Genomic DNA, 26,268 nt, shown 5'->3' with positions numbered 1-26,268 from the left:
TATTCAAAAACCAATCTATACGCCAGCAAGGGCCGTAGCTGAGGCTTTAGGGGCTACAGTGAACAATGATGCTAAGACCAAGACAGTGAGAATTACCAGCAAGGAGGGCGAATAATAATGCAACCAATCGTTGAAGCGGCTCAGCCGTATGTTACCACAATTGTTACAGCCATTGTAGGTGTTCTGGCTGCCGTTCTGTTGGCTGCTGTAGCATTGTGAAGAACAAGGCTGTTTCTTATCTGGACAGTAAGCTGGACGCGACTCAGTGGGAGTTGCTGCACAAGGTAGCCGGGGAGGCATATGCTTATGCGGAGACGGTTTATAAAAGTGCTGAGGGGCAGGCTAAACTGGAACAGGCTTTGGATTACGCCACGGAGCAACTGTCCCGCAATGGGATCGAGGTTACACCTGCGGAGATTCGGGCAGCGATTGAACAGGTTTATCTTAAGTATAAAAAACAACTCTGATAGATTTAGCTTGAAGATAAAATACCCTGTCATAAATTATGACAGGGTATTTTATAAGCTTTATGCAGATAAGTGTTCGATATAGTCCTCTCTTTGAGACCAGAGGATGGGAGTTGCATTGTACTCAAAAAAGGCATTCATTATATCAGGTTTAATACGTTTATCAGAATCGTTAATAAAAGCATACAATACTGATTCATGTTTTCGTGTGTCTTTTGAATCTTCCCAGGCGAATAACATGCTTTTCGTTTTATCAATATTAGGCCTGTTCATTGCTGAAATCAAACGTTCAGGAGAATTTTTAGATTTAGGTATAAGAAAGTCAAACTTGTGAGAAAGTCCACTTTTCCCTGTAAGAATGATCTGTTCACTATAACGTATATCATTTTTATCAAAGAAATTCTCAACATCATCTAGAAACATACTCTGCACATTAGATTGAGATGCCACGAACATGTCATTAATAGTAATCATAGCCTGTAAGAACATGTGCTTCTTTTGAGGGAAATTGTCAATAGTGGCTTCGCTAATGAGTTCGTTATCATTAGATAACTGAACTCCATACGAGTTCAATAAAGTTTGTAGAATTGACTTTCTGCGAGGCCCGCGTAATTCGAAACCTGAGGAGATCAAATCATTAATTATATATCCATCATCAGTCAAGAGTAACTTTTTATTATTAGGGATGACATAGAATTGAAGAAGATCATTGTGTCTATCCATAAGTGGAGTAGTGATTTCAATGACTCCATTAAGATCAGTTAAAATGGTGTTTTCTTTTATCCATTCCAAGTAAGATCTTTTCAACTGGTCCTTAAGTGAGTTCAAGGATATACCTCCTACCTTCTAAAACATTTTAGTTTCAATTAACGGTATGTTCTGGATATTATTATACGATAAAAATTTAATAAGAACATCAACCAAATCATTAGAATCTGCATCGATTTCTTGCTCAAGTGGAAACGCCCACTTATCATCAAAGCCTTCCTGATAAATATGGATATGAGGACAAGGGATTAACAAACCGTCCGGATTTCTGTGAGGGGGCCCCTCAATATCAACCCTAAGTAAAATAGTTGATCTGTGACAGATTGTTAAATATGTACATTTATTTGGCTTTAATTTGCCTTTTCTGTTTACATTAATAGTGAAATTCTCGTCTCCATTTAAGCTATCAACGTCTAACTTTAATTCATTCCCTAAAGATGGAAATGTTATGTATCTTTTCTTTAATTTTTTTAACAGACCTAATAAAATATCAGCTTCTTGCTGTGTTAGCATTTAATGACACCGCCTTAAATTGTGGGAAAGTACACCATTCTTTTATTTAGTGATATCTTACTACAAATCTATCATTTACCGATATATGGAATATATGTTCGCTTAGGCCATGAATCATTTATAGGTTGTTCCAATAACGATAAAATAGAAGTAACGGAAGTACCATACCCTGCCAGCATTGGCGGGGTATTTCTTTGCGCTTAGTATAATTTTTCCTTACCAGTTATGGAGTCATATGCATAATGTTCCAAATGTGATAATGTATCATTACATGGATCGGAAGCACCGTGCGTGTTGTGCAGTCCGAAAGCATCGGCAAATCTCCCCCTATTAGCTGTAGCTGATGGGGGGATTTCACATTACAGGAGGTTATATGAACTATGGGTTGAATTTGCTATTATCGGGAGCCGTTGCAGCATTAATAACAGGGCTATCCCAATGGTTAATTAAAAACAATGCTGAAAAGAACTTGGAAAATCATAAGCAGAAATTAAATATACATACAGAAAATCTAAAGTTCGATCTTCAAAAAAAAATTCATGATTACGGTCTTTACTCAGTCAAGAGACACGAGATTTACCCTGAATTATTCAAGTTACTTTTGCTAGCTGATGGAAATGTCCATAGTTTATATGGTTTCAGACGAACATTATCATTTAAGGAATTTAATAAAGACGACATAAAAATTTTTATGCAAGCTAGGAAAGTTTCTGAAGGTAAGCAAAATGAAGTATTGAATCTTTGGGATGAACATAAGGAAGATGCAATCGACGAGCTTGAAGCTTATTTAAGGGTATTGGAAATACAGGATGCAAGAAGGAGCTTAATAGAGGCTAAAAATTATTTGTTACTTTCAGATTTATTTTTATCCGAATCTGTATCGCTAAAAAGTGACGAATTGTTTAGGACTCTTAACACGATATTAGTCTTCATTGAGTTTCCGTCTCCAGGTGACTACATTGAAAGGGATAAGCTTAGCGAGGGAATAAAAGGTGTATTTGCTGATTTGAAGATACTTATGAAAAAAGAACTCTCAGATATCGATCCATAAATAATTTAAAAAGGGAATCCTGACATTCTCAATATAATGTCAAGATTCCTTTTATATAAATAAATTCAGTAAACACTGGACTCTGCAGCATGCCGGATTTGTTCCAGTAGTGAATTAATTAGAAACTCAAATTGTTTGTTCATTCCATTTAGTTTCATATTGATCAATTAAAGAAAGATTGTAGTTTTTAAGTTCTTCGAACTCCGCAATACATTCAGGTGTAGTGTTTGCAACAACATGTTCATTTACATAGGAGACTATTGCATAGCCAGCAAAACCTATTGACATTGAAATCGCATAACATGTTAACCGCTTTGAATGCTCGCTAGTTTCAGGACCGGAGTCTGCGACGATTGTATGATTTTCATATTTGTACACATGGCTTTTTTGATTTAAGGGATTACCATGTTTAGCCATACATAAATGAGTATATTTTTCATACTCTTTATCCGCAATGGCTTTAAAATCAATCGGAAACTGTTTTCTTAAAGCTTCGGTAGTTACAGTTTTAATTGAACCAAATGGTGAGTTTTTAGGGTTGGCATGTGTATTCCACTTGTGAGCTAACTCGTCGTTATTGCCAATATACGCCAACATAAATGTTGATTCATACAAAGATGATGCCACAGTAGCACATTGAACAGAATAACCCTTTTTGGCTAAAATCAACATTGTACGTAGATCGTTTATAGATTTCATTAATAATGAGTTGACGACTTTCAATGAAATTGATACATCTTTCAAAGCCATTTCAGGGATCAATCCAACTGCATTAGATATAGCATTAATTGTTTTATTAATACCTATAAAATAAGGTCCTATTTCTTCCTCAAGTTCTTTTTCAGCGAGCAGTTCACCTTCCTCAATTGTGAGCAATTCATCGTTTTTTTCAGTATCCATTTGTATAACTCCTTTTAAATAAGATTATCTCAATATTCTTATTCTGGGTTCCAAATCATATACCTCTAAATTCCATTGATTAAAATCTCATTTGTTGCATATAATACAAAAAAACGTTCTTATTGCGGAGGAGTTTGTTGTGAATAAACTAATTAGGAATGAGCGATGGATCAAAAATGTTCACTAATGAAGAAAAGGAAATGGTCCGGGATCTTATACTGCTCCCTTACATAGATACGATGGTCAGCAAGAGTATGAAAGGAAATACAGCACTCGCATAACGTACTCAGCAGATAATACCTATTGGCTGGCCGTTATGTTCAAAAACGGGTCGTACAGGATGTTTACCAGCTGCGGCAAGCCCTGAAGCAACGGAACATTAAAGTCGTGGAGGATACTCAGGACGATTTCATCACGTACAGTATGATCTATTATAGAGGCTATCAGGAACGTTTTGGCATAACTCGTGATGTTATGCGGACGGAGACTAGCTTGAGGCTGACCAAGTATACAGCCGAGCTGGGAGATACCTTAAAAGAGGCGTCTACCAAAGCAAAAGACTGATAGACATAACAAAACCCCGGGGAGATCCCGGGGTAATTTTTATTTTACCTTAACAAATTTGTCGACGAATTTTTGTCTGTCCTGCTTATTGAAGTGTGGATCACTGATCTTAGCTCTCCATATTTCATTTGAAGTGAGCGTGTTGAAATCAACATTATAAAAACTCTCCACCTCTCCCTTTGTCAATGCGACAGAATAAGTTCTTCCCTCATATGGAAGTGTCATATGAACTGAAGCCGCACCAGGGAATTGTTTGAATAAACGACTTGTTTCCTGCATAAGTAGCTTATTGATCTGATCTCCAGTAGAAAAATAGTCCACATAATCTTCGTTTGTGATGCCTGAACTTGGATTGGCATCTTTATATTCCTTGAAATCCGAAAAAAAATTCACGCTTATGCTATCAGTACCTACAGTTACCTCTTTAATAAAAGTTTTTCCAGTAAGGTTTGCTGTGTATTTAAGGACCTCATCCTTCGATAAAGGTACTTGATCAGCAGCGACGGCTTGTGTTGGTGCTACTGTTGGCGCGACCGTAGGCTTCACCGTGGGAGTTTCTGTAGGTTCCGTTGTAGGTTCCGTTGAAGGCTCTGCGACCACTTCCTTCACGGGCTCTATTGTAGCAGAGGGAGCTGCTTGATCTGTTGTTTCCTTATCGTCCCCCATGCTTCCGATAGCTCCAATAACAATTATTAATATGACCCAAAACCACCAGTTCTTATAAACGGGCTTTTTCATGTTGTTCCCCCTAAATCTGATAATAAATTACAAAAACAGTCTATCAGAAATGGGTAATATTTACTATGTATTTTGCAAAGGACATTATATATAAAGGCCAGCCATGCACGACCGGCTCGTAGCGGGTTCCCGAGACTCACTCTCCAAAATCGGGGAGTGAGTTTCGGCCGGTTCCCTTTCGGCCAGCAATGGCGGGGTGAGTCTTAGGGCTCAGGAAAATTTTCCTTACCAGTGATATAGAGTTTAAACCTACGATTTATTTACTCGCAACTACTCTTCATTTATTTGCCCCACCAGCATTATCCAAAAATAATAGGACTTATTTGATGGAATAAAAAAGAAATATATCTATATAAACACAAAATTGAAAATATAGATATAATTGTTTTGCCGTTAGATGGAAAAATATGCAATTATATATTGTGTTCACAACATACTACATAAAGGAGCTTTAACAATGAAATACTTAAAATCTGTCGTATTAATTATTTTTTTATGCCTTGTTTTAAAACCGAATTTTGCATCAGCAACTACAGTTACACCATTAGTGTCAGCAAATACAAAAGCAGATACTTGGGTTGAAAAAGCAAATATGCCATTTGGTATAAGAGAGTTTGGAATCACAGAAGTTGGCGGGAAAATATACATCTTTGGGGGTTATTCCAATAATGGAAAAGATAATGTTTATAACAACAAAGTAATTAGCTATGACCCAACGACAGATAAATGGTCAGAGGTAGCAGATATGGCTACTCAAAATAGAACACCTCAAAGATGTGGAGCTATTACTGTTAATGGAAAAGTTTATGTTATAGGCTCAACCGGTTACTCAGGCAATATTGGTTTAGTTGAGGAGTTCGACCCTTTAACTAAAACATGGGCAACAAAGGCACCTATGCTGACTCCAAGAATGTTTACGGGGGCGGCAGTGATTAATAATAAAATTTATATTGTTGGTGGAGACAGTTCCATACTAGAAGAATATGATCCATCAACAAATACATGGTCAAGAAAAGCAGATATGCCAACACCACGCCTCGCTCCTTCAGTTATAGCTGTGAATGGAGTATTATATGCAATTGGTGGAGATAGTCCGAACCATACCACGAGATTAGCTAATGTGGAAGTATATGATCCAAAAACAAATACATGGTCTAAAAAAACAGAAATGCCTACAGGAGCAGCAGGGACTCAAATAGCAACGCTTTATGGGAAAATATATGTAATGGGAGGAGTTGAACCGAAAGATTATTCATCTAATATGAATGAATATGATCCAGTAACGGATAAGTGGACAAAGAGGAAAAATATGCCGACGATTAGAATTGGAGGTGGAGCCATTTCTGTAAACGGAAAAATATATGTAATGGGGGGAGAAACACCCGTAGGACATCACTTTCCTATTCTTGAGGAGTATACTCCTTCCAATGTGCCAACTCAAATTGCTCTAACTGCAATAGGCGAAGAACAAACAGTTAATCTCAATTGGAGTGCAGCAGATGTAGCAACTGGTTACGAAGTTAAGCGCTCAACAACTACTAGAGGTCCGTATACAACTATTGCATCTAATGTACAAGGAACTACATTTGCAGATAAAGATGTTGAAAATGGGAAGACGTATTATTATGTGGTCACCGTTAATACGTCATCCGGAGAAAATGGAACTTCTAACGAGGCATTTGCTACACCACAGAGTGATTCAACTCCTAATCCAGAACCACCTGGTGATCGTGCTGTCCTTACCATCACTTTAACAAATGGTATAGAGAAGGAATTTGATCTCTCTATTGAAGAAGTGAACGCCTTTCTAAAATGGTACGATACTAAAGATGCCGATTCAGGCCCAGCCAAGTTCGCGATTGATAAACATAATAATAACAAAGGTCCATTTGCTAAGCGTACTGAATATGTGATCTTCGATAAGATATTAACCTTTGAAGTAAGCGAATATTCTGCCAAGAAGTAGTATTTACACATTGTTCCAGTCACGATAAAATAGATTTGACAGAAGCACTGTGCCCTGCCATTAATGGCGGGGTATTTTACATAAGGAGTGATTGTTTGGGGACTACTTATAAACTGCTGGAGAGCGATATAGAATTCTTCACGGCGGCCTTAGCACAATCCATGGTGTCAGTCTGGTACCGGGAAGATCCGGACCCAACAGGCCATTTGATGGATTATGGCGGCATCGTTGAGGTGTATTCCCCAGAGACAATCAAGATTGCTGGCAGTTGGTTTATGCGTGAACGATTTGAATTTAGAGCATACATAAAATAACCCGCCCGGCGCGTGAAGTGCCTGACGGGTTTGTTTTTATCCGATATCTTCAAGTAAATCCTTAGAATTATTACGTACATTGCCGACAGCAGAAGGGACTTTATAAGCCCGCATTTTTGAAGCATCATAAGGTTTTAGCAGTTTTAATAGGGACTCCACATCGTCATTGTCTCTCCCTAGCCAATCAGCCTCATCTTCAGGTCGCAGAATTACCGGCATTCGGTCATGTATGTCTTCCATCAAGCTGTTCGGTGTAGTGGTTATGATAGTACAGGTGCTCAGTTTCTTTCCTTCAGAGTCTTCCCATGTGTCGTACAACCCCGCAAAAGAAAATATACCCCCATCACTCAAGAGAATACGATACGGCTGTTTGATGGATCCGTCCTTTTTCCACTCATAAAACCCGTCAGCCGGAATGATACAGCGCTTGGATTTGAGTAGTCGTTTAAAGGCGGGCTTTTCAGCCACTGTCTCAGCGCGTGCATTAATCATCTTATTTCCGATTTTCTCGTCCTTGGCCCAAAACGGAACTAGCCCCCAACGAAGTTCCCCCAGGTGTTTTCCGTCATCGCTGCCGATTACAGCCGGGATATTATGCATAGGCGCTACATTATAGTTTGGCTTCATAACGGCTATTTTGCTGTCATCAATTAGATAATGAGTTATTAGCTCTTCTAACGTGACCGTGATTGTAAAGCGTCCACACATATAATCAACCTCCAAAACAAGGATGTCTTTATAATAATCAAATTAGGAATTTTTCAAACACTGGCGTACGTAGCATGCCAGATTTGGTCCAGTTCCTCATTCTTACTTTGGCACGTAGCCGGGGCTCCAGATGTACAAACTCCTTATCCTCACCAGTCACGAGCTGCGGGGCTACACCTCGGAAGGCTTGCTTATGGAGCGGTGACACGCCAAGCTCAATTACTCCAGCCGGGCGCAGTTTACCGGATCTACCGGGCACTGCTGCTAACCAGCCGAATTCCTGCTTGCGATAAGCTGTTATATATACATCGGCATAGGTCCAGTTAATGACCTTCTGCCATGCGTGGGATCGGCGTCCCGTCTCATACAGACTATCCTTCCGCTTGCCGACTACACCCTCCATACCTCGCGTCTCAATCTGTTCAAACAAGGCCACGCCAGCGCCGTCAACATGTGGCACCACTCCAAAACTTCCAGATGGTAGTGATAATCCCGCCAGAATCTCCTTGCGGTGCAGCAGCGGCAATCTGCGCAGATCCTTACCTTTGTATTGCAGGATATCAAAGATAGCGTAATAGGCCGGCAGTGCGGCTGTGAGCTGCTGAATCTTGTCTGCCCGGCGCGACTGGAAGCGGCTCATGACCGACTCGAAATCTGATACTCCGGTTGCCGGATCGACGCAGGCGACCTCACCGTCCAGGATAATATCATCATCAAACGGTAGCTGCAGCTCAGGGTATTGCCGGGTGCAGTCATTGTCGTGTCGTGTATATAACCGGACCTTCCCGGCCTGCTGGGAGAAAATCAGCCGGTGTCCGTCTATCTTTGGTTCAAATATATAATCACTGTGGCTAAATGGGCCAGCAGCAGTTTGTAATAACATAGGGGAAATAAACATAAAAAACCTCCTCTATCCAATTATAGTGTTTAGCTACAAGGGATGGAGAAGGTAAGTGTTGGGATGGATTATTTTGCTGTGTACTCACTGACTTCAAAGGTAAGAATTTTATCAAAAATGACGTATTCTTTTCTGCTGGTGAACGGCCCCTTGTTATTGCCATGCTTATCAATGGCGTAAGATGCAGTTCCTGTACCAGACTGTTTATTCTCATACCAAGCTATGAAGGAGTTTACTTCTTCCATGCTAAGATCAAATTCTTTTTCTAGGCCAGTGTTCATGGTCACAACAACAATCGCTCGATTTCCCGTTGGTTGTTCTGGAGTAGGGGTCGGTGTAGGTTTTGGTGTCGCTGTTGCAGTAGGAACGGGCGTAGCGGTTGGATCAACGGTAGGTATAGGTGTTGATGTTGGCAATGGATCCACGCCACCAAAAATCTCAACACTACCTACAGGTGAATTGGAGGTAGTAGACCGCCCTCCTCCAAATACATAGATCTTATTATTGAAAACAGTAGTTGCTGGTCCTGATCTTGCTTCGTTTAAACTAGGAAAAGGGACCCAAGAATCTTTTGTAAAATCATATGCGATTACAGATGTTGTTTCTCGGTTGGGGGTGTTACCACCAATTGCGATAATCTTATTATCATAAATAACAGAGGAGAGTAATCCCCTTGACTCAGGTAATACAGTTTTATTGCTCCACGAATCATTAATGGGATCATATTCTTGAAATGAATTTACAGATACATTTACATTAGCGCCTATATACCTTCCACCGACCAGATATATCTTATTATTATTTGAAACTATCCCTGCACCATGTATTGCTTTGGGCATGGGTTTTTTTTCAACCCATGAATCAGTCCCAGTACCCACTAACTTGAATGTGTTTACGTTTTGACCATTCGGACCAAAATCAATATAAACCACACCTGGACCAACACTTGCAAACGCACCCTGTACAGGTAAAGCCGCAAACATTAACACTAACACTAACAATAGTTTTAACCTTCTCAATTATTACACCCCTCATATGTATTATAGATAGACACTTTACAAAACTTAACAAGGATTGTATAAACATATATGTCTATATATGCATAAAGTGAGCGAATGCGGATATTTTCTTTTTTATCCCAATTGGTGAATGAATTATTTGCGAACTTGACCAGTAGGCGTTTCCATACATTATATTGTTATAAAGAAGTGTATCCGACAAGCTTGTGTTGTAATTCACAGCCGTACTATCCTCAGGATACACCCCGAAATCGATTGTTAAGCGGCAGTTGGTTCATGCGTGAACGATTTGAATAACATACATAAAATAACCCGCCGGGCTTGTGTGCCTGACGGGTTTTTTCTATTCGGTTGTTGTATACTCACTTACTTTAAAGGTAAGGATTTTATCATGAATTACGTAGTCGGTACGCTTGCTAAATGGACCTTTGTTGTTGTCGTGTTTATTAATGCCATATCGTGCTGAGCCTGTAGTCGTATCATACCAATCAAGGAATGCATTTACTTCAGACATCGGAAGATCGAATTCTTTATCAACTCCAGTTGTTAGTGTGATGGTCAAAATTGCATGATCACCCGATGGGACTTCTGGTGTTGGTGTCGAGGTAGGTGTAGGTGTAGGAGTTGCTGTTGGTGTTGCACTCGGCGTAGGGGTAGCAGTGGGTTCAGGGGTTGCTTTAACAGTATTGTACATTTCCAGTGCTCCTAATGCTGTGAACATACTTAATCCATTGTTTTTAATAATATTTAGTCTGTACTTTTTATAGGGCTTTTCATTGGTGAAAGAAAATACTTTTTTCACATTTGTTTTCCAGTCGATAATGTTTGCTTCAGAATCGAGAATAATCCAGTTTGTTCCGTCCCATGCTTCGAAAGTAAAGTCTTTAGGTGTCTCTCCTTTATAGTTAACTAGAGGATCATTATAATCAATGGTTTGGCGAGGTAATAAAGCATATTCATTGACTACGACAGGGCTATTAAATTCATAGGCAACCCATCCAGAAGTAGCATCCTTTTTACTTGACCAGCCAACGTCGGTCATATCTCCATTAAAAAGTCTAAACGGTTGGTGGTGAGCTTTTCCATCACCACTGATCCAAACACTACTAGCAGTTGCATGACCCAATGGAGCATCATTCGAGGTCATGCTGGGAATGAGATTGTTTTGAGCAGAAGTTCCTTCAGCTACAATACTGGATGAAAAACTAAAAACTAATAAGAATGAAAAAAGGACAGGCAAAAAGATTTTCTTCATATGTATTCTTCTCCTTAAATAGTATTTGCAAATCCTAGAATACAGCTATGATAAATACACGTCTAAACAAATATGACTATATATGGAATTTAGTGAGCGAATACGATGGTTTTCTTTTTTATCCCAGACTAAGAATATCTTACTGGTTGAATAAAGAACGTTTGTTTGCATATAATACAAACAAACGTTCTTATTTTTTGGAGGTGCAGAGTGTGCTTGATGATACGCCACGTAAGCTGCTCAGAATTATTTATCACTTTAGTGGCCACTTTCGTAGAATGCCAACGCTGCCGGAGCTGGAGAGGCTGAGTGGCCGGTTACCGGGTCCAATCAAAGCAGGCATGCAGCAACTGGCCGATCAGAATTACATTACCTGGAACCATGCTCTCCCTGTTGAGACGGCTATTATCATCGAGGGCTGGGAAAGAAACGATGAGGAGCCGGAGGGAGGCCCACGGAAGCCTCAGCAGCCATCAGCGCCCGGCAATACGGATTACTGGCAGTATTATTGATTGGAGGCATTGCTATGGGGAAAAAACTTGAAGGTAATGGATTATGGGAGGGTAGCCGGATGATGTTGCCGGAGCACAAGCTGCGGATAATCAGTGATGAGCAGGGACAGGAGTTTAGGGATCGCAAAAAGCCAGAACTGGATGAACAACGGATCGAAGAGTTTGAACAAATATTTGCCCAGTCTATAGAGGATCATGGACCTATAACAGTGATAGTATTCCACCCAAGAAACGACGAGCAAATCCACGGGATCGTTATGAAAGTTGACCGGGGAACACGCCGAATTAAATTACGGACCTCAGAAGAAGATTGGGATTGGATTAAAATAGAAGATATTATAGAATGTGACTACATAAAAAATACCCCGTCAGTGATTATGGTCAAGACCCCGTTTAGTAGACATTTAAAAAACACCTAGGCTACAAGCTGGTTCCTGTATTCAACAGGAGTCAGCTTGTTTAGTTTTCGCTGTGCTCTATCTTCGTTGTAAAAACGTATATATTCCTCAATTCTTCTTTGTGCCTCATCGATACTTCGTATATCATAAGGATAGAGTGCTTCGACTTTAAGATGTGAGAAAAAGCTCTCAATTGAGGCGTTGTCATAACAATTTCCTCGGCGTGACATGCTGATTTGGGCTCCAACCTGTGGCAGCATATCATGGTATGCATGGGACGTGTACTGGTATCCCTGATCGCTGTGAACGATCAGTCCAGTCACGTCCTTATGCGTTTCAAATGCCTTTCTAAATGTTTCTAAGACAAGAGGGTTGTCGTTGCGTCTGCTGATATGGTATCCGACGATTTCGTTATTCCACAGATCCTTAATAGCAGATAAGTAAATCTTCTCATCAAATACGCGATATTGCGTAACGTCTGTAACCCACTTCTGATTGGGTTTAGCAGCTGTGAAATCCCTTTGCAGCTTATTCTCAGCGATTCTTCCATCGGATACAGCGGCTTCATAGCTTGTTCTGTGGGCATACTTACGGCGTATAATCGCTTTAATACCAAGTTGCTGCATTAACCGTAGAACCTTCTTATGATTCACTACAAGGCTGTACTGACGGTACAGTTCATCCTGTATGCGGCGATACCCTACGGTTTTGTCACGTTGCTCATAGATTGCTCGGATCTTAAGTTTTAACTCCTCATCAGGATCGTTATCCTTGCGCTTTAGATAGGCGTAGTAACCGCTTCGACTGATTCCCAGATAGCCACATAGTTCCTTTACTGTTCTCTTTGGCTTCAGTTCATCAATGACAGTATGCTTGCTCTTCAACCCTCCCGATTCAAGATTTGTAACCACTTTTTTAGGACATCTACCTCCAGGTACAGACGACGCAGTTCACGTTCTTGTTCAGTTTCAACCCTGTGTGGATCTCCACGCCTATCCTCGAATGCCGCTGCTCCCTTTTCCCGGTACTTCCTCATCCAGACTTTAACTCGATCCTTATCATGCAATTCGAGGTGATCTGTAATCTTGCTGTAGCTCCACCCCTCATCAACATGTAACCGTATAGCCTCCAACTTAAGAGACTCAGGATAATGCTTAAATTTCTGACCTTTCTTCGCTGGCATAATTAAAATGCACCCCCTAGAATTTCATCGGATTAACCAGAGGGTTTTTCCAATGTCTATTCTAAGGGGTGCACTTCAATTAAACTGACAGGGTATTTTTTATTCGCATCCGATTCCATCGCCGTCTCTATCTAGCTTTCTGGAATAACCAGGATCGCCAGCGTAGATCGGATCTGCTCCAGCTGCTCTCACAGCAGAACAATTTTTGTAATACACATCTTCAGTCGGTTTCTGTGTTGCTGCTGGCTTTTTGGTGGCCGATGGCTTTGTTGTTGCTTTTGGTTTAGTTGTTGCCTTTGGCTTAGTTGTCGGTTTTGGCGTAGCTTTTGGTTTATCAGTTGCGTAATCTTCGAGACTCCAAATCCCCAATTTCGCAGCTTGTGCTTTTTTCTGGATGGCTCTGAACTCATCTACATATTTAACATTTGGTTGATAAATTACGACTCTTGCATAGCCCTTTTCCAAAAGCATTTCATTTAGCATTTTGTCGCCTATGTACACGTATGCCAGCAGACGGCCGTATTTGTCTCTTTCCGCGACATCAAATTCAAGTTCAACGGTCTTATCCTTGAGGATCTTTGCAGTATAAGCACTCGCCTCAGGGCCGTACGGCTGAACCGGTTTGTCAGGGTGCTTAGTCTCCGGAGTATCAACGAGCAGCAGTCGGATTTTTTCCTTTTTGCCATCGGGCATTTTAACGGTAAAGGTGTCACCGTCCGTCACCGCAGTGACCTCTGCTTCAATCTTCGTTCCCTCAGCTGTTATTACATTTTTAAATGGTATTGAAGATAAGAAACAAACAACTACCAGCAAAAAGAGTAATCTCTTAGTTTTGAACATTTTTTTCGTATTGCTCCTTTGTTAGATTATAAGAATATATTAACAGGATTAGGAAAATGATACTATATATTTGTTGAATGGCGACAAATAACCCCGTCAGTTCAAAGTTTGGTTAGCGGGCTTTGTTATGACAGATAGGACCCATTAGAAGAAAATTATCCCCCTTTTCCAGATCATCCCACGTTATCTTCTGCTATCATTTTGGTTAATATCTCGGCTGGAATCTTCCGAAGTATAGCCATACCATATGCGCCAGATAGACCTTCAACTCGTTCCAAGGTGAATAATTTACTTGCAGTTGATCCAGGTTTAAAGCTTTTTTCAATATGAGTATAGGTGGAAGACTCACAATAATAATGGAGCTTCAATCCAAAATAAAGGCGATGCCGATTTTTTCTCTGCTTTTTCTTTTGTTTTTCTGGAGCATCAATGATAACAATCCCATCAGAAGAGAGTAAATCATAAAAGAGTTTAAGCGCAGGTAGCAATTTTTTTTCTTTACCAAAAGTGAACCAAAGGATGCCTTTAGGATCATAGATGATATCTTGCAACTCCTTAATCTTACCGGTAAGCTCGAAAGCATCGCTTTGCTCGTAAGTGAATTCAACTGCTGAAGTATTCACCGATTTTTGATGTCTCATCGGAGTACTGTCACTGGTTCGCATCCGAATTTTACGTTGAAGTAGCTCAGTGAGTGATTCAGCAATCTCTAATTCTTCCGTTCCGTTGTTGGCAGCTGGGGCCAGGATCTGCAAAGTTGAACGATTCGCTGCTAAAGGCTTTATTATAGGAGTTAATTGTGATGCAACTATCGGCACCCAATTAAGTTCCTTTTTATATTCCCTAGTTTTTGTTCCCCATTGAGATAAACTGCCAAATCGTTCGTACTGGATTTTATGAGTCGCTTTATGGATATGCATAACCAAATGGAAAGATATTCCATGAAGACCTAATTCCAGAAGAAGAATGTATAAAAAGATTTTCGTAACGAAAGTATAAGCGAGTGTAAAGGTGTCGTTCGGCAAATCAAAAAACATAGCCGCAATCATGTAACCAATAATAACAATTACATATAGAACAAACAGATAAACAAGGACAGGTATGAACATAGTTGTTATTCGATGACCTAACCGAAAAAGAGCTCTCACTGAAGAAAAGCGGTTAATAGTTGGCAAAAAGATAAGGAACAATATTAGTGAGATTCCCAGCGTAACTAAAAAACCTTTAAGTAGGACTTGTAAAAGTTCAATAATGGACATAATTTCTCTCCTCAAGGAACTCAAATAATAAAAGATTAATAATTAGAAAAAATACATACATTTCCTCTTTGGATATATCGAGGTAACCGAGAATCATACGAGACACTGCATTTGCATGACATTAAAATGCCTACCTTAGATTTCATCGGATAAATCGGGGGGAGCCAATATCGATTCTATGGGGCTCATTTCATTGTGCCTTTGGGTTATGTGTTGTTCAGACCTTAAGGAAATGCAATCAATCTCATCACGTGAACTATATCCTCGTAAGGTATATATGTTACTCCTGTCTCATTCCTCAATTTCACCTTTGATAGCATAGGTGTTTTCTCTGGAGTCCCCATTACTACTGTACCGTTCTTTGTATGAATACTCACAACCTGACACTTTTCAATTGCTATTTTTAGTTCTTTAAGCATATGATTACCTCCGATAATATAGTTGAGTTCAGGATGTTTAATAAGTATAGGCCATATTGACTATTTCGGTTATTCAACCGATAATTTAATAGAAAGGGAAAAAAAGTTAATAGGAGGATTTTTATGAAATTTAAAAAAGTGGGATTAATCGCTATTGCTTCATTGATGTTAGGAAGTACAGTTGCGCTTGCAGCTTCAAACGAAGTGAAAGGCACTATTTCTAGCCTGAAGTACAAGCTAAATGGAATAGATTGGGCTCCTAGTGCAAACACAGCTAAACCTGTCGTTATTAACGGACAACAGTACATACCGATAAGTGTAGTTACAGAAGCTACAAAAATAAACATAATCGTAGATAAATCAACAAACACAATCCAGATTGGTGAAAAAGCTAAGTCAGTTCCTTTGTTTAAGGAAAAATCGTTATTCAAACATAATATAGGCTTTTCTAAGAATGTAGCTTACTCAAACTTCCAAGGTAAGGATTACAAAGAAGTTATTGCTGCTTCGAAACTATACGGATCAGCAAATGCTGTCCTGTATCCGAATAAGAAACATCAAGTCTTAGTGGTAGATGCTTTTACATTAGGATATAAGGCTGAAATTCATTTTGTAAACAAGAATACAAAAGAAGAGTTGAAGGGGATTCTGCTTGAGCCAGATACCGGAGTGACATCCACTGAGATAAATGTTGCTGGAGTAAATGAAATCGAAGTTGAAGTGGTCTCACTCGAGAGTTTTTCAGATAAAAAGGGAGCAGATGTAGTAATATTGCCAACATCGTACTATAAATAGAAAAATCTCCGCCGGTCTAGGTGGATTTCTTATTATTTGAACAAAAAATTCCGTAAATCCTAAGAGGTGAAAGGGTTGACTTATTCCTCCACCATTACAAATCAAACGACCGGAGACAGTAAAAGCTTAGAAAAAAGAAATCCCGCTTTTCTTACGGGATTTCTTTTTTAAACAATAAACTCCGTAAAGACTGACTCCGCAGCATTCCGGATTTGGTCCAGTTACACATTCTTACCTTGGCATATAGCCGGGACTCCAGGTGTAAAAACTCCATACCCTCACCAGTTACCTTGTTTGTAGGCGAGTTTTTAAAAGGTTGGCATCCGTAAGCCTTCGCACGGATTGCATATATCATATGCAGAACTCATGTCTATTCCCCAAAGTTTTACATATTTGTCCGTCATGCTGGTAGATGAATGACCCAAAATCCGAGATAGAGCTATAGTGTTTCCTCCCTTAACGACCCACATCTTGGCAAATGTATGTCGGAATGTGTGCGGGCTTAAACGGATTCGATCAATCCCCAAAGAAGTACCGATGTATTTTTTAATGGTTGTTAACGTTCCCCTGAATGAAGATTGAGTCATTGGCTTTCCGGTGTATGTGGCCCATAAATACGAATCTAATTTCATTCCGTTTTCTTCTATGTATTTTTGGATGAGATAAGAAAGTTCAAAACCAAATGGAACCTCGCGCTCGCGATCACCTTTTCCGTTAACGGTAATAATACGCCGATGAAAATCGAATTCAGATGGTCTCAATGGTAATGCTTCGCCCACTCGAAGCCCGGTACTTGCAATGAGGTAAATCAAAAGAGCTGTTCTCTCTTGAGCTTTCTTAGTTGAACGCACTTCCTTGACGGTTTGCAGTATGGCGTGTAATTGTTCTTGACTCAAGCTATTGATTACCTTATATCTGGGTTTGGGACGTTTTATGCCTTCTGTGAGATTACAATTAATAATCCCGTGCTCATTTAAAAACCGTGAGAAGGAGGTCAAGAAGTCATAGTGCTTTGCTCTGGTCGCGCTGGATAGCGATCCTCCGGTTTGATAATTGGGGCGCTCAAGCAAAAAAATCATGTACTTCCTAGAAATAGCCACATTCAAATCAATAAATTCAATTCTTTCTGTCCGACAATATTTTGCGAACTCCCGAAATCGAGAAGACCAGTAAGGGAGTGTGCTCGTGGCTGCATTTTCTGAACGAAGCCATTGTATGAAGTCTTCTTCTAGTTCCAAAGTAATTCTCCTTTAATCAATCTAAACACCGCTAGCATAACGCCAGCGGTGTTTTGGTTACATAAGAGTTTAGTTCCATCGCTCCTTCAGCCAGAGTGGCCGCCCCTCAAATAAGGCGTCGGGACGCGTGAATCGCTTTTCCCGACCGCGATACCCAGGCTCTAACATTGCCAGAGCCGTTTTAGTTACGTTCTGCCGCGTGGTGCCAATCTGTTCGGCAATCCACGCAGCGCCAACGTATTGAAGGGGCGCTGCTACTTTCCCGAGACAATTACCCGATCAACGTCATCCCAATCTAATCCGTCCAAATCCTCCAATGTTTCGCCGTTATCATCCCGGACATTCAGCACCCAGTAAACAGTTCCTTCGTTACCTTTAGCGTCAACTGCAGGAGCTGAGAACTCTTCGAATCCTTCTTCTTGTTGCCATTCCAACAATACGCGTCCAGTAAACTCGGCTTGATTTTTCAAAGTGTATGTAGTTCCTTCAAAACTTACTGTACCGTAATCAACTGTTGCCATGATAATCATCCTTTCGACCTCATCCGGTCTATCCGGCTTGTTGGTATCCGTCGTCCCTTGCTGTATTTTAAATATACACCAAATGGTTACCTAATGCAACCGAACAAAAATGAGAACAAAAGATTAATTTTCCATTGTTTAAAAATCCAATCATCGCATATAATACAAACAAACGTTCTTATTTTGGGGGTGTGGGCGATGCTTGATGATACACCGCGCAAACTGTTATTGATCTTAACGCACTATCAGCGTCACTTTGGGACGTTGCCGGGATTGCCGGAGTTGGAAAGGTTGAGCGGGAGAACCCCTGTGCTAATCAAAAAAGGGCTTGCGGTTTTGGCTAAGGAAAACTATATCCAGTGGCAGCCGGACATGCCGCCAGAGAGGGCAGTGATTATAGAAGGGTGGGAAGCGGGATAACCCATCACATGACGCGCCACAGGTAGGCGTACAGCGGTCAGGGCGAGGAAATGAGCAGGGCAATACGGATTATTGGCAGTATTATTAGGAGGTGGGCAGACATCATGAAGAAACTTGAGAGTATATTTGACTGCAGCCGTATGATGACACCAGAGCACAAGCAGCGGATTATCAATGATGAGCAGGAGCAGGAGTGGAGGGATCGCAAGAGGCCAGTTCTGGACGTTCAGGAATGGGAACTGATTGACCGGGCACTAGGGTACTCGCTGCAGGAGCGGTAGCAGGTGACGCTTGTACTGTTTGAACCTGCGCAAGATGTTAAGGTGCGGGGCATGGTACTCAAGGTGGAGCAGCAACTAAGACAAATTAAATTTCAGTTGGAAGAGGATTATGACTGGATAAAAATAGACGATGTTGTAAAGGTGATTACATAACAAAACCAAACCCTGGGATTATCCCCGGGGTCTTTTTATGTAATCACACCTCTAATATCCTCTTGTTTTCCAGTCGAAGTTTATGCACTGTGTCTGCCGGTCAACTTCCATAACAATACCAAGAGCCTTGAAGGATTAAAAACTCACTTAACCAAATAAATTATTAAGGCAATAGCAAATGAAATAAGGGCTCCAATTGCTGTCCAAGTAGATATTACCCTTTTAGGTTTACGTTCGTTTTTTTGTTCTGAATAGAAATTTCCTCTCTGTTGATATCCAGTAGTAAACGCTCCAACACTAATTCCAGAAATAAAAGCTAGAGCCAATCCCAAGTAAATAAAAAAACTCATCGTTTTATTCCCCTCTCTGAGCAGATTCAACATTAAGCATTTTTAGCCATAAAATAATTACCACCTTTATTATACCTCATTATCAAGGATATAGGAAAAAGTTTAATTCATGTAAAATAAAAGGATCAAGCAAATTCTTATGCTTGATCCTTTTATTCATTTTATAAATTTAATGGGAATAGTAATTGCCATGTTGAAGAATTACGAGATAAGGTCACCTGGGATGTTACGCCTATTGTGGAACTAGGCTGCGCTATATAATACCAACTAGTCGGAGCGGCGAAACTAAAGGCGTTGACAGATATAGAATGAGGGCCTCCAATCTGGCTTAAATAAGGTCCACCACCCAAGGAATTTCCTGTGGCTCCATAAGTAACAGTTCGATTAGATAAATTAATTGAAGAATCGTGTATGTTCCAACCACCTGTCACTGAAACAAGTTTATAATGTTTAATATTATTTTGAGTTAAAGTATCATAATTCACAGTGGAGTACGCTACCACACCGCCACTAGAATCCCATTTTGTTTCATTTTTACTTCCATCTGCTAAAATCGCAAAACTTGTTGTACTAAATGTATCTACTATCTTCTCGTCTATTTTTACTGCCTTAACTTTTTGTGTAGTTGAAAAGTATTCAACTACTCCTATTTCTGGTTCAGCTTGAATTTGTGATTTGTTATTATTTAGAATTTGCTTAATACTAGGCTCTTCTGCTGATTTTGATAATGGTAAATCTGTAATACCGTTCTTAGCTCTTTCAAAAAGCACTTCCATATCAGTGATTGGAGTTGCCTCATATAAAACAACTTCATCTTTATCCGGCAGGGCAGCAGTTTCTGCGTAACTGACATTACCAAATACTAACAGAAGAATAGACAAAGATGTTACAGATTTCAAAAGTCGTTTCAAATTTAATCGCCTCCAGTTTATTTAGTCAAAATATGATAAGAAAATCTAAAAATTTTCCACCTCCTGGTTTTATTTATATTAAAATACTTTCTTAGTATAATGTTGTTATGTTTTTACTTTAAGTGTCTTTATACTTATTTAAAATTACATATTTTGTATGTAAGACAATTTCAATTAAAATAAATGTCATTCCTCAACAAATTTTGTCGATGCATGTCATTTCAGCATTCAAATATTCTCTAACGTTGTCGCTCTCAGTAGAAAGATTAACTAATAACGGTTTTTATTGCTGGGGAAAGGTATCAGTAATAACTTTACTTTCAAGCGGCCGAACAATTTGAAATATGGTTAATACTGAAGATTCTAATGATAAATAGAGAAAACCCAGGGGATCCCAGGATTTTGTTTTAGGCTTCAAAAAGTTCATCCATTAAATCGGAGATTTCCTGTTTACGTGCTTCAGTCCCCTTTTAGCACAATTTGTACGGCAATAATGACCACCCTTTGCATCGGTGCGACCCGGATGTGCATTAGCATTTCTTCTAACCAAACTTCTAACAGCGACCAAATATCTACGAACCCTTTAAAATATCTACACAGCATTCCCAGTGTGAAATTAATACTTACAAGCCCTTATACTCCTTAGTAAATACTAGCTGGGTCGCACTCGTAATGCGTAGGCCGGGATATGTAACTGCCAATCTTATGCGTTAGCATTTATTATTTTTACTCTGAAGTTGCAGATTAACATCATTTACATAATCACCTCAAAAATGATATTGTGATTTACAGATGAAAAAAAGATATATTATTCCCGAAATACCCCATTGGCTTCGGCTAACGGGGTGCTTTTGTAAAATCGTGTTTGATTGGAACGTTTTATCAAGAACTGAGGGGATGAGGCACAGTGAGCAAGTTTTCAGATGAGGCGAATGAAAAAATGGAACATGGTTGTACCCATATACATTGTGAAACATGGTTAGAATTCAACCATTTCTTAGTTGAAGAATTGTTAGACAGAACTGAGTTTATTTGGCGTGGGCACAAGTCGACAAGTTGGTTATTACAATCTACTCTTGCCAGAGCATTTACTAAAAAAAAATATCGAGACGAAAAGTCAGCAACTGATGCATTATTAAATAAATTCAAATTTGCTGCCAGAGGTCGAAGAGGATCAAACCCTACTAGAATCGAAGATGACAATGAATGGTGGGCATTGGGGCAGCACTTCGGACTAGCAACACCTCTACTTGATTGGACTAACTCTCCTTTTGTAGCTGCTTTTTTTGCCTTTTTTGAAGAAAAAGATTCGGGGGATCTTGATCCAAACAGAGCGATTTTCGCACTCGATCAATCTTCAATAGAGAAGAAATCTAAGGAGTTATTAAATAGCCAAATTGGTAAAGATTACGCAATTGAATTTTACAGACCAATGTCAGATGAAAATTCTCGAATTGTGAGTCAAAATGGATTATTTTCTAAAGCTCCAACTAGTATTGATATTGAAAACTGGGTTCGACGGTATTATAAAGATGACAAAATGGCCAGATTAATTAAAATAACAATCCCAGAATCTGAAAGAGTAAGTATTCTACTATCTCTCAATCGTATGAATATTAACCATTTAACTTTATTTCCAGATCTAATAGGCGCATCTCAATTTTGTAATACTTCATTAGAAATCGCGAGATATTAAATTATTTTACAAATCATCTATTAAGGTAGTTTGCTAACATATTTGTAAACGAACTTAATGAAACAAAGTTTAATATAGATTAACCTTTCCCCAAGCTCAGTTGGTTAGAGTTGCCTGAACAGTGAATAAACCCTGGATTTCTCCAGGATTTATTGGTCACATATTTGGTCACGAACTCTTTATAATCCAATTTACCTTGTAGTCCCGAACCCCAATAAAACCAACGATTCGCGAACAGAGTTTAAGGCATTTATCCCTTTCCTCTATATCAGTTGGTTAGAGCGGTCGGCTCATAACCGATTGGTCACAGGTTCGAGTCCTGTAGGGCCCACTTCACTAAACCCCTTGCCTAGCAAGGGGTTTTTGCTATTTATAGGCTCGTCGGAGCGAATTTGCTTGAGTGGGGAAAGGCCATATTTATAAGCTTGCTAACGGATTTGCTAACGGAGTCTTTTATTCAACAGGTTCAAGCTGCTTTTCTGCGAATTTATTGAGTTCATTTTCAATTCTGTCAACGGCCTCTTCCTGCATGATCGGCAACAGATGTGAGTACCTCTCATTGAACATCGCCGGAGTCATGCCCAGTCGTTCGGCGGCAACCTTCGGATTTATTCCAATCGCTAGTAAAAATGATGCATGGGTATGACGCTGATCATGGAACCGGATCTTCTTGACCCCGGCTTTGCGAACAAGAACATCCATACCCTCTGTGATTCGTTTCGGCTTAATATAACCTCCCCCGGGATAACAGCACACTAGGTCATTGTCCTCGTAAGCTTCTCCATATTCATTCCTGTAAGCTTCGATTTATAAATAGCGCTCCTGAAGATCATCAATAATATTCTGAAAGAGCTTGACCCGCCGAATCGAATCATTCGTCTTGGGCCGCTGAATCACCAAGCCATCCCGTGTCCAATTCGCTGTTTGAATAACCTTCAACTCTTTCTTTTCAAAGTCGATATCTTTCCACCGCAGCCCCAGAATTTCGCCTCGCCGCATTCCCGTATAAACCGCTAATGAAAAAGCAATGTAATGAACATGATGCTTTGAGGATTGCAGAAATTTAGTGAATTCTTCAATTGTCCAGAACTGCATTTCTTTCTGTTCGTTTGCATTTACCTTGCTACGCATAGATACCTTACTATGATGTCTTCAGCCAGTAATCCAGATTCAGTGTATGCAAGCCGAAGGGCGCGTTTCAGCACACCGTGAATGTTCTTCACGTAATCCTTGGAATATTTTTTCCGAAGTTCAGCATAAAAGCCTTTGATGGTACGCGGGGTAAGTGCCTGCAATTTCACTTTACCAAGCACCGGAATAATTCTGGCTTCGATAATAGTTTTTTTCAGTGTCGTAGGATGTTGGTTTGAAGTTAGGCTTTGCGTGAGTCTCCAGATATTCGTTCAGATACTTTTCCAGGGTAATGTTTGTTGTCTTAACATCTAATCCTTTCTCGGCATCGGTCATTGCCTTTCTGCAGGCTGACCAAGCTAAAGCCTCAGTTTTGAAGCCTCCCTTTGTTTTTTGGTTTCGTTCACCGGTTAATGCGTCCGGGGGGAGATCGAAAACATACGTGTACGTTTTTCCTCTTGGATAAACATGGCCTTTCATAATTATCGCAGGAAAGAAACAATACTTTTTGCCAAGCTACAGGGCATATCGTACGTTTTATAATTTCGATTCACTGGTACATTGAGATAACCATTCCAGTAGTGGCTCAATTATTAATCCATGAGGGCGTTCGAAGTCTTCTTCACATCTGTAATGAGCTCGGATGCGGGCTTCAGCTTGATCACTTCCAGTAAATATACCTCGATCTGTTTCGGGTTGAATAAGCTCAGAAGAAGTTGATACTGCGGCATCTAGTGCGAATAACAGTTTGTTTTGTGTGATTCTTTCTTCAATTTGCTCAATTCTCTTTTTAGCGAAATATAACGGCACCCTGAAAGTATGTGCTATATAACCGATTGATTCACCCCTACGCTCGGGAAGTGTAATTGATTTGAGGATAAAGAAAGGAAGGGCTGAATAGAGAGCAAAACGATCTGCATCATATTCTTGGGCCTCTTTAAAGAGTGAGGGCATCCATCGTTGATCTCCTGAGTGACGTATAACGTGGCATAACTCTTGAAAAAAAATCATTCGCTGAGAAACCTTTTCTTCGTGGCGATTTAAAAATACAACACGTTCCTCATTATCACTAAAGGGGCTGTTGTCATAATAAATAAGGTCTACTTCGAAATTTTGGCTATCTTCTCTATTTGAAGATTTTGAGCTGTCCAAATGTTGTGCTCCTTGTACTTCTCTTCGATCCATTGTTCGAGTGGAGTTTTAAAATATTGATGAAAATCCATATGTGCCCTCCTGGATACGTACGTATGTTCTGTTTTGAGGTAAAAATAAAAGCCATTGCTGGCTTTTTTAATATTTTTCATTCGCCCTTTAGTTTGAATACACCATCTGAATATGTACCTAATTCGTAATTTTGTATGCTGACGGTATGGGAAAGGCTTTTCCATTCAGGTAGGTAATCTATATAAATTTCACGAATTGATTCAAAATAAGTTTCTGTATCCTTCAATAAATCCTCAATCATTACTTTTAATTCTCTATCCGTTAAATCAAAATGCCCTTGCCCCTCATACTTCGCATCAATTAATGGTTGGGTTGATAAGTCAATATCAGATCCGCTGGTACCCATAGCTGAAAGAGTCTTCCGGAAAGTTATTTTATTGATTACAAAATTATCAGTAACGACACCATCTTCCATATCATGTTGGAGAGCGTTAAAAACTAGCGCATTAATAAATTGTTTATTTGTTATATCTTGTGATTGAAAAGCTTGATTTTGGGTCTTAAATTCACTATTGGCTAATTCAAACTTGTTTGATAGTTCAGTAAATTTTTCTTCTATAGAACGACTTTTCATAAAAGAGAAAATCGAAAAGGTGACAGAAGCTACAGTTATTAGAAGAAGCGTTGAAATGAGAAAAATCTTTGTTCCATTAGTAACTTGGCGTGGTTGTTGTTTCTGTAATAAAACGGGTTCGTTGGGTTCTTCCATAAAATTCTTCCTTAAATTATCCTCATCGGCTGAGGGATTTGCTTATTTTTTTGTGTCTTCTATTTCCTTAAGCATTCTTTCTTTATTCTTTCTATACTGCTTCAAAGCATCTTCCATTACTTCGATTTCAGCTTGAGAGTATTTTTCTGGTCCACCATAAAAGGACATGTTTGTCTCAATAGAAGTTTTTTTGTCCGAACGTCCCAGAATATAGTCTCCTGAAACTTCAAAAAAATCTGCAAATGCATTAATTTCAGTATCTTCAACAGGTCTCTTTCCAGATTCGATTCTAGAGAGAACACTGTTATTTATTCCGATCCTATCGGCAAGCTCAATTTGGCTTATTCCTCGAGCTTCTCTAAGTTTCTTAATTCGATCACCTGAAATAGACAAATTCTCATACCGCCCTTCTTTCTGTTTCAGCAATATGATAGTAACACTTTTTTAAAACAGAAAAAACAATTTTGCTAAAACAACAAAAACCATTCTATGTATTTTACTAAGAACAAAATAACGGACTCCCAATAATCAAGGAGTCCGTTTCGGCCGGTTCTAATCCGGCCATCTTCAGGCGATTGTTGTATATAGTGTAATACAATGTTATGCCATATTTTAATCCAGTTTTAAAGGCAACGGTATTACTATTTTAACTATTCTGTTCCAGTTCTTCTCGGAGTGCGCGTTGCAAAACCTGAGAAAAATTCAACCCAGCAATTTCGGCCGCTTCGCTCAGGTCTTGCGGCAATGTTAGATTCTTTTTAACATAAGTGATCTTTTCATTCAGGACCGCCGTTGCAATAATGGTACGCTGGTTACCAGTAAGTTCAAGATCATTCAGCGGGGTAGCAGCTGGAATGGATTCTTTGTCCTCAAGGCGACTTTCAATAGTAAGTTTCAGTACCTCATTCGCCCGTCTAACAGCCTCGTCAATGTTCTCAGCTTGGGACAAAGCTTCCTCCAAATCGGGAAATGAAATTTCAATGTGCTTATCTGTGAAGTTCAAAATGGCCGGGTACGTATAACTTTTTTTCAATGCTTACACCTTCCTTTTTTTTGAGATTCGTTTC

38 protein-coding genes and 1 pseudogene are annotated in these 26,268 nt (G+C 39.6%); 13 read left to right on the top strand and 26 right to left on the bottom strand.

The features are described 5' to 3' along the window. Window position 1: 1 nt before the first annotated feature. Window positions 2-115 (top strand): stalk domain-containing protein, encoded by a 114-nt coding sequence (locus tag NSS79_RS25710; protein ID WP_342440437.1) that lies wholly within the window; start codon window positions 2-4, stop codon window positions 113-115. Window positions 116-215: 100 nt separating this feature from the next. Then, window positions 216-467, top strand: coding sequence for a phage holin, LLH family (locus tag NSS79_RS25705; RefSeq protein WP_342436699.1), 252 nt, complete (start codon window positions 216-218; stop codon window positions 465-467). Window positions 468-527: 60 nt separating this feature from the next. Here the strand turns inward: NSS79_RS25705 and NSS79_RS25700 are convergent, their stop codons facing one another. Both NSS79_RS25700 and NSS79_RS25695 read right to left on the bottom strand, forming a co-directional pair. Next, window positions 528-1,295, bottom strand: coding sequence for a DUF1829 domain-containing protein (locus NSS79_RS25700; RefSeq protein WP_342436698.1), 768 nt, complete (start codon window positions 1,293-1,295; stop codon window positions 528-530). 18 nt (window positions 1,296-1,313) lie between these two features. Further along, window positions 1,314-1,748 (bottom strand): hypothetical protein, encoded by a 435-nt coding sequence (locus NSS79_RS25695; protein ID WP_342436697.1) that lies wholly within the window; start codon window positions 1,746-1,748, stop codon window positions 1,314-1,316. Window positions 1,749-2,121: 373 nt separating this feature from the next. Here NSS79_RS25695 and NSS79_RS25690 point away from each other — a divergent pair, with 373 nt between their 5' ends. Then, window positions 2,122-2,799, top strand: coding sequence for a hypothetical protein (locus tag NSS79_RS25690; RefSeq protein WP_342436696.1), 678 nt, complete (start codon window positions 2,122-2,124; stop codon window positions 2,797-2,799). 126 nt (window positions 2,800-2,925) lie between these two features. On the opposite strand, the gene NSS79_RS25685 is transcribed toward NSS79_RS25690, so the two are convergent. Then, window positions 2,926-3,699: a DUF5677 domain-containing protein gene (locus NSS79_RS25685; RefSeq protein ID WP_342436695.1), complete on the bottom strand. Its 774-nt coding sequence runs from the start codon at window positions 3,697-3,699 to the stop codon at window positions 2,926-2,928. A 303-nt stretch (window positions 3,700-4,002) separates the two neighbouring features. On the opposite strand from NSS79_RS25685, the gene NSS79_RS25680 reads away from it, so the two are divergent. Next, a complete protein-coding gene (locus NSS79_RS25680; protein WP_342436694.1) occupies window positions 4,003-4,263 on the top strand; it encodes a hypothetical protein in 261 nt (86 codons plus the stop codon). A 39-nt stretch (window positions 4,264-4,302) separates the two neighbouring features. On the opposite strand, the gene NSS79_RS25675 is transcribed toward NSS79_RS25680, so the two are convergent. Then, the gene (locus tag NSS79_RS25675; protein WP_342436693.1) at window positions 4,303-5,001 is read right to left on the bottom strand and encodes a hypothetical protein; all 699 of its coding nucleotides are present in this window, start codon (window positions 4,999-5,001) and stop codon (window positions 4,303-4,305) included. Window positions 5,002-5,458: 457 nt separating this feature from the next. On the opposite strand from NSS79_RS25675, the gene NSS79_RS25670 reads away from it, so the two are divergent. Next, window positions 5,459-6,967 carry a kelch repeat-containing protein gene (locus NSS79_RS25670; protein WP_342436692.1) on the top strand — a complete coding sequence of 503 codons (1,509 nt, stop codon included), beginning with the start codon at window positions 5,459-5,461 and terminating at the stop codon, window positions 6,965-6,967. Between the two features lie 95 nt (window positions 6,968-7,062). Continuing rightward, window positions 7,063-7,281: a hypothetical protein gene (locus NSS79_RS25665; RefSeq protein WP_342436691.1), complete on the top strand. Its 219-nt coding sequence runs from the start codon at window positions 7,063-7,065 to the stop codon at window positions 7,279-7,281. Window positions 7,282-7,317: 36 nt separating this feature from the next. Here NSS79_RS25665 and NSS79_RS25660 read toward each other — a convergent pair whose 3' ends face one another. From NSS79_RS25660 to NSS79_RS25645, 4 genes are all read right to left on the bottom strand, one after another. Then, window positions 7,318-7,989 carry an SOS response-associated peptidase gene (locus tag NSS79_RS25660; protein ID WP_342436690.1) on the bottom strand — a complete coding sequence of 224 codons (672 nt, stop codon included), beginning with the start codon at window positions 7,987-7,989 and terminating at the stop codon, window positions 7,318-7,320. A gap of 37 nt (window positions 7,990-8,026) precedes the next feature. After that, window positions 8,027-8,887, bottom strand: a complete 861-nt coding sequence (locus tag NSS79_RS25655; protein ID WP_342436689.1) for an ATP-dependent DNA ligase — start codon at window positions 8,885-8,887, stop codon at window positions 8,027-8,029. A gap of 68 nt (window positions 8,888-8,955) precedes the next feature. After that, window positions 8,956-9,906 carry a kelch repeat-containing protein gene (locus tag NSS79_RS25650; protein ID WP_342436688.1) on the bottom strand — a complete coding sequence of 317 codons (951 nt, stop codon included), beginning with the start codon at window positions 9,904-9,906 and terminating at the stop codon, window positions 8,956-8,958. A gap of 343 nt (window positions 9,907-10,249) precedes the next feature. Further along, window positions 10,250-11,161 carry a discoidin domain-containing protein gene (locus NSS79_RS25645; protein WP_342436687.1) on the bottom strand — a complete coding sequence of 304 codons (912 nt, stop codon included), beginning with the start codon at window positions 11,159-11,161 and terminating at the stop codon, window positions 10,250-10,252. Between the two features lie 212 nt (window positions 11,162-11,373). Between NSS79_RS25645 and NSS79_RS25640 the strand changes: the two genes are divergently transcribed. Together NSS79_RS25640 and NSS79_RS25635 are read left to right on the top strand one after the other, a co-directional pair. Next, the gene (locus tag NSS79_RS25640) at window positions 11,374-11,673 is read left to right on the top strand and encodes a hypothetical protein (RefSeq protein ID WP_342436686.1); all 300 of its coding nucleotides are present in this window, start codon (window positions 11,374-11,376) and stop codon (window positions 11,671-11,673) included. Between the two features lie 14 nt (window positions 11,674-11,687). After that, a complete protein-coding gene (locus NSS79_RS25635; RefSeq protein ID WP_342436685.1) occupies window positions 11,688-12,092 on the top strand; it encodes a YolD-like family protein in 405 nt (134 codons plus the stop codon). Here the strand turns inward: NSS79_RS25635 and NSS79_RS25630 are convergent. The 5 genes from NSS79_RS25630 to NSS79_RS25610 all read right to left on the bottom strand — a co-directional run bounded on the left by NSS79_RS25630 (window position 12,089) and on the right by NSS79_RS25610 (window position 15,772). After that, window positions 12,089-12,955, bottom strand: a complete 867-nt coding sequence (locus NSS79_RS25630) for an IS3 family transposase (RefSeq protein ID WP_342436684.1) — start codon at window positions 12,953-12,955, stop codon at window positions 12,089-12,091. The two genes, NSS79_RS25635 and NSS79_RS25630, sit on opposite strands and share 4 nt — an antisense overlap. After that, window positions 12,952-13,254: a transposase gene (locus NSS79_RS25625; RefSeq protein WP_342436683.1), complete on the bottom strand. Its 303-nt coding sequence runs from the start codon at window positions 13,252-13,254 to the stop codon at window positions 12,952-12,954. The genes NSS79_RS25630 and NSS79_RS25625 overlap by 4 nt, the downstream gene beginning before the upstream one ends. Window positions 13,255-13,353: 99 nt before the next feature. Beyond that, on the bottom strand, window positions 13,354-14,094 hold the full coding sequence (locus NSS79_RS25620) for a thermonuclease family protein (RefSeq protein ID WP_342436682.1): 741 nt from the start codon (window positions 14,092-14,094) through the stop codon (window positions 13,354-13,356). Between the two features lie 173 nt (window positions 14,095-14,267). Further along, entirely contained in the window at window positions 14,268-15,353 is a 1,086-nt protein-coding gene (locus NSS79_RS25615; protein WP_342436681.1) for a hypothetical protein, read from the bottom strand. 224 nt (window positions 15,354-15,577) lie between these two features. Beyond that, entirely contained in the window at window positions 15,578-15,772 is a 195-nt protein-coding gene (locus tag NSS79_RS25610) for a hypothetical protein (protein WP_342436680.1), read from the bottom strand. Between the two features lie 123 nt (window positions 15,773-15,895). Between NSS79_RS25610 and NSS79_RS25605 the strand changes: the two genes are divergently transcribed. Continuing rightward, window positions 15,896-16,567, top strand: a complete 672-nt coding sequence (locus NSS79_RS25605; RefSeq protein ID WP_342436679.1) for a hypothetical protein — start codon at window positions 15,896-15,898, stop codon at window positions 16,565-16,567. A 308-nt stretch (window positions 16,568-16,875) separates the two neighbouring features. On the opposite strand, the gene NSS79_RS25600 is transcribed toward NSS79_RS25605, so the two are convergent. Together NSS79_RS25600 and NSS79_RS25595 are read right to left on the bottom strand one after the other, a co-directional pair. Then, window positions 16,876-17,805 (bottom strand): tyrosine-type recombinase/integrase, encoded by a 930-nt coding sequence (locus NSS79_RS25600; RefSeq protein ID WP_342436678.1) that lies wholly within the window; start codon window positions 17,803-17,805, stop codon window positions 16,876-16,878. Window positions 17,806-18,059: 254 nt separating this feature from the next. After that, window positions 18,060-18,326 (bottom strand): hypothetical protein, encoded by a 267-nt coding sequence (locus NSS79_RS25595; protein ID WP_342436677.1) that lies wholly within the window; start codon window positions 18,324-18,326, stop codon window positions 18,060-18,062. Window positions 18,327-18,524: 198 nt separating this feature from the next. On the opposite strand from NSS79_RS25595, the gene NSS79_RS25590 reads away from it, so the two are divergent. From NSS79_RS25590 to NSS79_RS25580, 3 genes are all read left to right on the top strand, one after another. Next, window positions 18,525-18,746 carry a hypothetical protein gene (locus NSS79_RS25590; RefSeq protein ID WP_342436676.1) on the top strand — a complete coding sequence of 74 codons (222 nt, stop codon included), beginning with the start codon at window positions 18,525-18,527 and terminating at the stop codon, window positions 18,744-18,746. A 104-nt stretch (window positions 18,747-18,850) separates the two neighbouring features. Beyond that, the gene (locus tag NSS79_RS25585) at window positions 18,851-19,027 is read left to right on the top strand and encodes a hypothetical protein (protein WP_342436675.1); all 177 of its coding nucleotides are present in this window, start codon (window positions 18,851-18,853) and stop codon (window positions 19,025-19,027) included. 3 nt (window positions 19,028-19,030) lie between these two features. Beyond that, window positions 19,031-19,180 (top strand): hypothetical protein, encoded by a 150-nt coding sequence (locus tag NSS79_RS25580; protein ID WP_342436674.1) that lies wholly within the window; start codon window positions 19,031-19,033, stop codon window positions 19,178-19,180. A gap of 143 nt (window positions 19,181-19,323) precedes the next feature. Here NSS79_RS25580 and NSS79_RS25575 read toward each other — a convergent pair whose 3' ends face one another. The 3 genes and pseudogenes from NSS79_RS25575 to NSS79_RS25565 all read right to left on the bottom strand — a co-directional run. Beyond that, window positions 19,324-19,530: a DUF5316 family protein gene (locus NSS79_RS25575; RefSeq protein WP_342436673.1), complete on the bottom strand. Its 207-nt coding sequence runs from the start codon at window positions 19,528-19,530 to the stop codon at window positions 19,324-19,326. A gap of 161 nt (window positions 19,531-19,691) precedes the next feature. Continuing rightward, on the bottom strand, window positions 19,692-20,441 hold the full coding sequence (locus tag NSS79_RS25570) for a hypothetical protein (RefSeq protein WP_342436672.1): 750 nt from the start codon (window positions 20,439-20,441) through the stop codon (window positions 19,692-19,694). A gap of 457 nt (window positions 20,442-20,898) precedes the next feature. Next, window positions 20,899-21,009 (bottom strand): annotated as a pseudogene (locus NSS79_RS25565) (YHYH domain-containing protein); the annotation flags it as partial. Between the two features lie 339 nt (window positions 21,010-21,348). Here NSS79_RS25565 and NSS79_RS25560 point away from each other — a divergent pair. Then, window positions 21,349-22,137 carry an FRG domain-containing protein gene (locus tag NSS79_RS25560; RefSeq protein WP_342436671.1) on the top strand — a complete coding sequence of 263 codons (789 nt, stop codon included), beginning with the start codon at window positions 21,349-21,351 and terminating at the stop codon, window positions 22,135-22,137. Between the two features lie 453 nt (window positions 22,138-22,590). Here NSS79_RS25560 and NSS79_RS25555 read toward each other — a convergent pair whose 3' ends face one another. The 8 genes from NSS79_RS25555 to NSS79_RS25520 form a co-directional block, all read right to left on the bottom strand. Beyond that, window positions 22,591-22,839, bottom strand: coding sequence for a hypothetical protein (locus NSS79_RS25555; RefSeq protein ID WP_340896980.1), 249 nt, complete (start codon window positions 22,837-22,839; stop codon window positions 22,591-22,593). Window positions 22,840-22,944: 105 nt separating this feature from the next. Then, window positions 22,945-23,268, bottom strand: a complete 324-nt coding sequence (locus NSS79_RS25550; protein ID WP_342436670.1) for a site-specific integrase — start codon at window positions 23,266-23,268, stop codon at window positions 22,945-22,947. Then, a complete protein-coding gene (locus tag NSS79_RS25545) occupies window positions 23,253-23,438 on the bottom strand; it encodes a hypothetical protein (protein WP_342436669.1) in 186 nt (61 codons plus the stop codon). Before NSS79_RS25545 ends, NSS79_RS25550 begins: the two co-directional genes overlap by 16 nt. Before the next feature lies 1 nt (window position 23,439). Then, on the bottom strand, window positions 23,440-23,748 hold the full coding sequence (locus NSS79_RS25540; protein ID WP_342436668.1) for an Arm DNA-binding domain-containing protein: 309 nt from the start codon (window positions 23,746-23,748) through the stop codon (window positions 23,440-23,442). A 57-nt stretch (window positions 23,749-23,805) separates the two neighbouring features. After that, complete coding sequence (locus tag NSS79_RS25535; protein WP_342436667.1) at window positions 23,806-24,420, bottom strand: ImmA/IrrE family metallo-endopeptidase; 615 nt, start codon at window positions 24,418-24,420, stop codon at window positions 23,806-23,808. A 148-nt stretch (window positions 24,421-24,568) separates the two neighbouring features. Continuing rightward, window positions 24,569-25,201, bottom strand: a complete 633-nt coding sequence (locus NSS79_RS25530; RefSeq protein WP_342436666.1) for a hypothetical protein — start codon at window positions 25,199-25,201, stop codon at window positions 24,569-24,571. A gap of 42 nt (window positions 25,202-25,243) precedes the next feature. Next, window positions 25,244-25,594 carry a helix-turn-helix transcriptional regulator gene (locus NSS79_RS25525; protein WP_342436665.1) on the bottom strand — a complete coding sequence of 117 codons (351 nt, stop codon included), beginning with the start codon at window positions 25,592-25,594 and terminating at the stop codon, window positions 25,244-25,246. A gap of 253 nt (window positions 25,595-25,847) precedes the next feature. Beyond that, window positions 25,848-26,234 carry a type II toxin-antitoxin system HicB family antitoxin gene (locus tag NSS79_RS25520; protein WP_342436664.1) on the bottom strand — a complete coding sequence of 129 codons (387 nt, stop codon included), beginning with the start codon at window positions 26,232-26,234 and terminating at the stop codon, window positions 25,848-25,850. Window positions 26,235-26,268 lie beyond the last annotated feature (34 nt).

Source organism: Paenibacillus sp. FSL L8-0436 (assembly GCF_038593025.1).
In the GTDB taxonomy this organism is placed as follows: Bacteria; Bacillota; Bacilli; order Paenibacillales; family Paenibacillaceae; genus Paenibacillus_AQ.
Note: the sequence above shows the minus strand (reverse complement) of the source record. Positions and strands in the feature narration are given on the sequence as shown.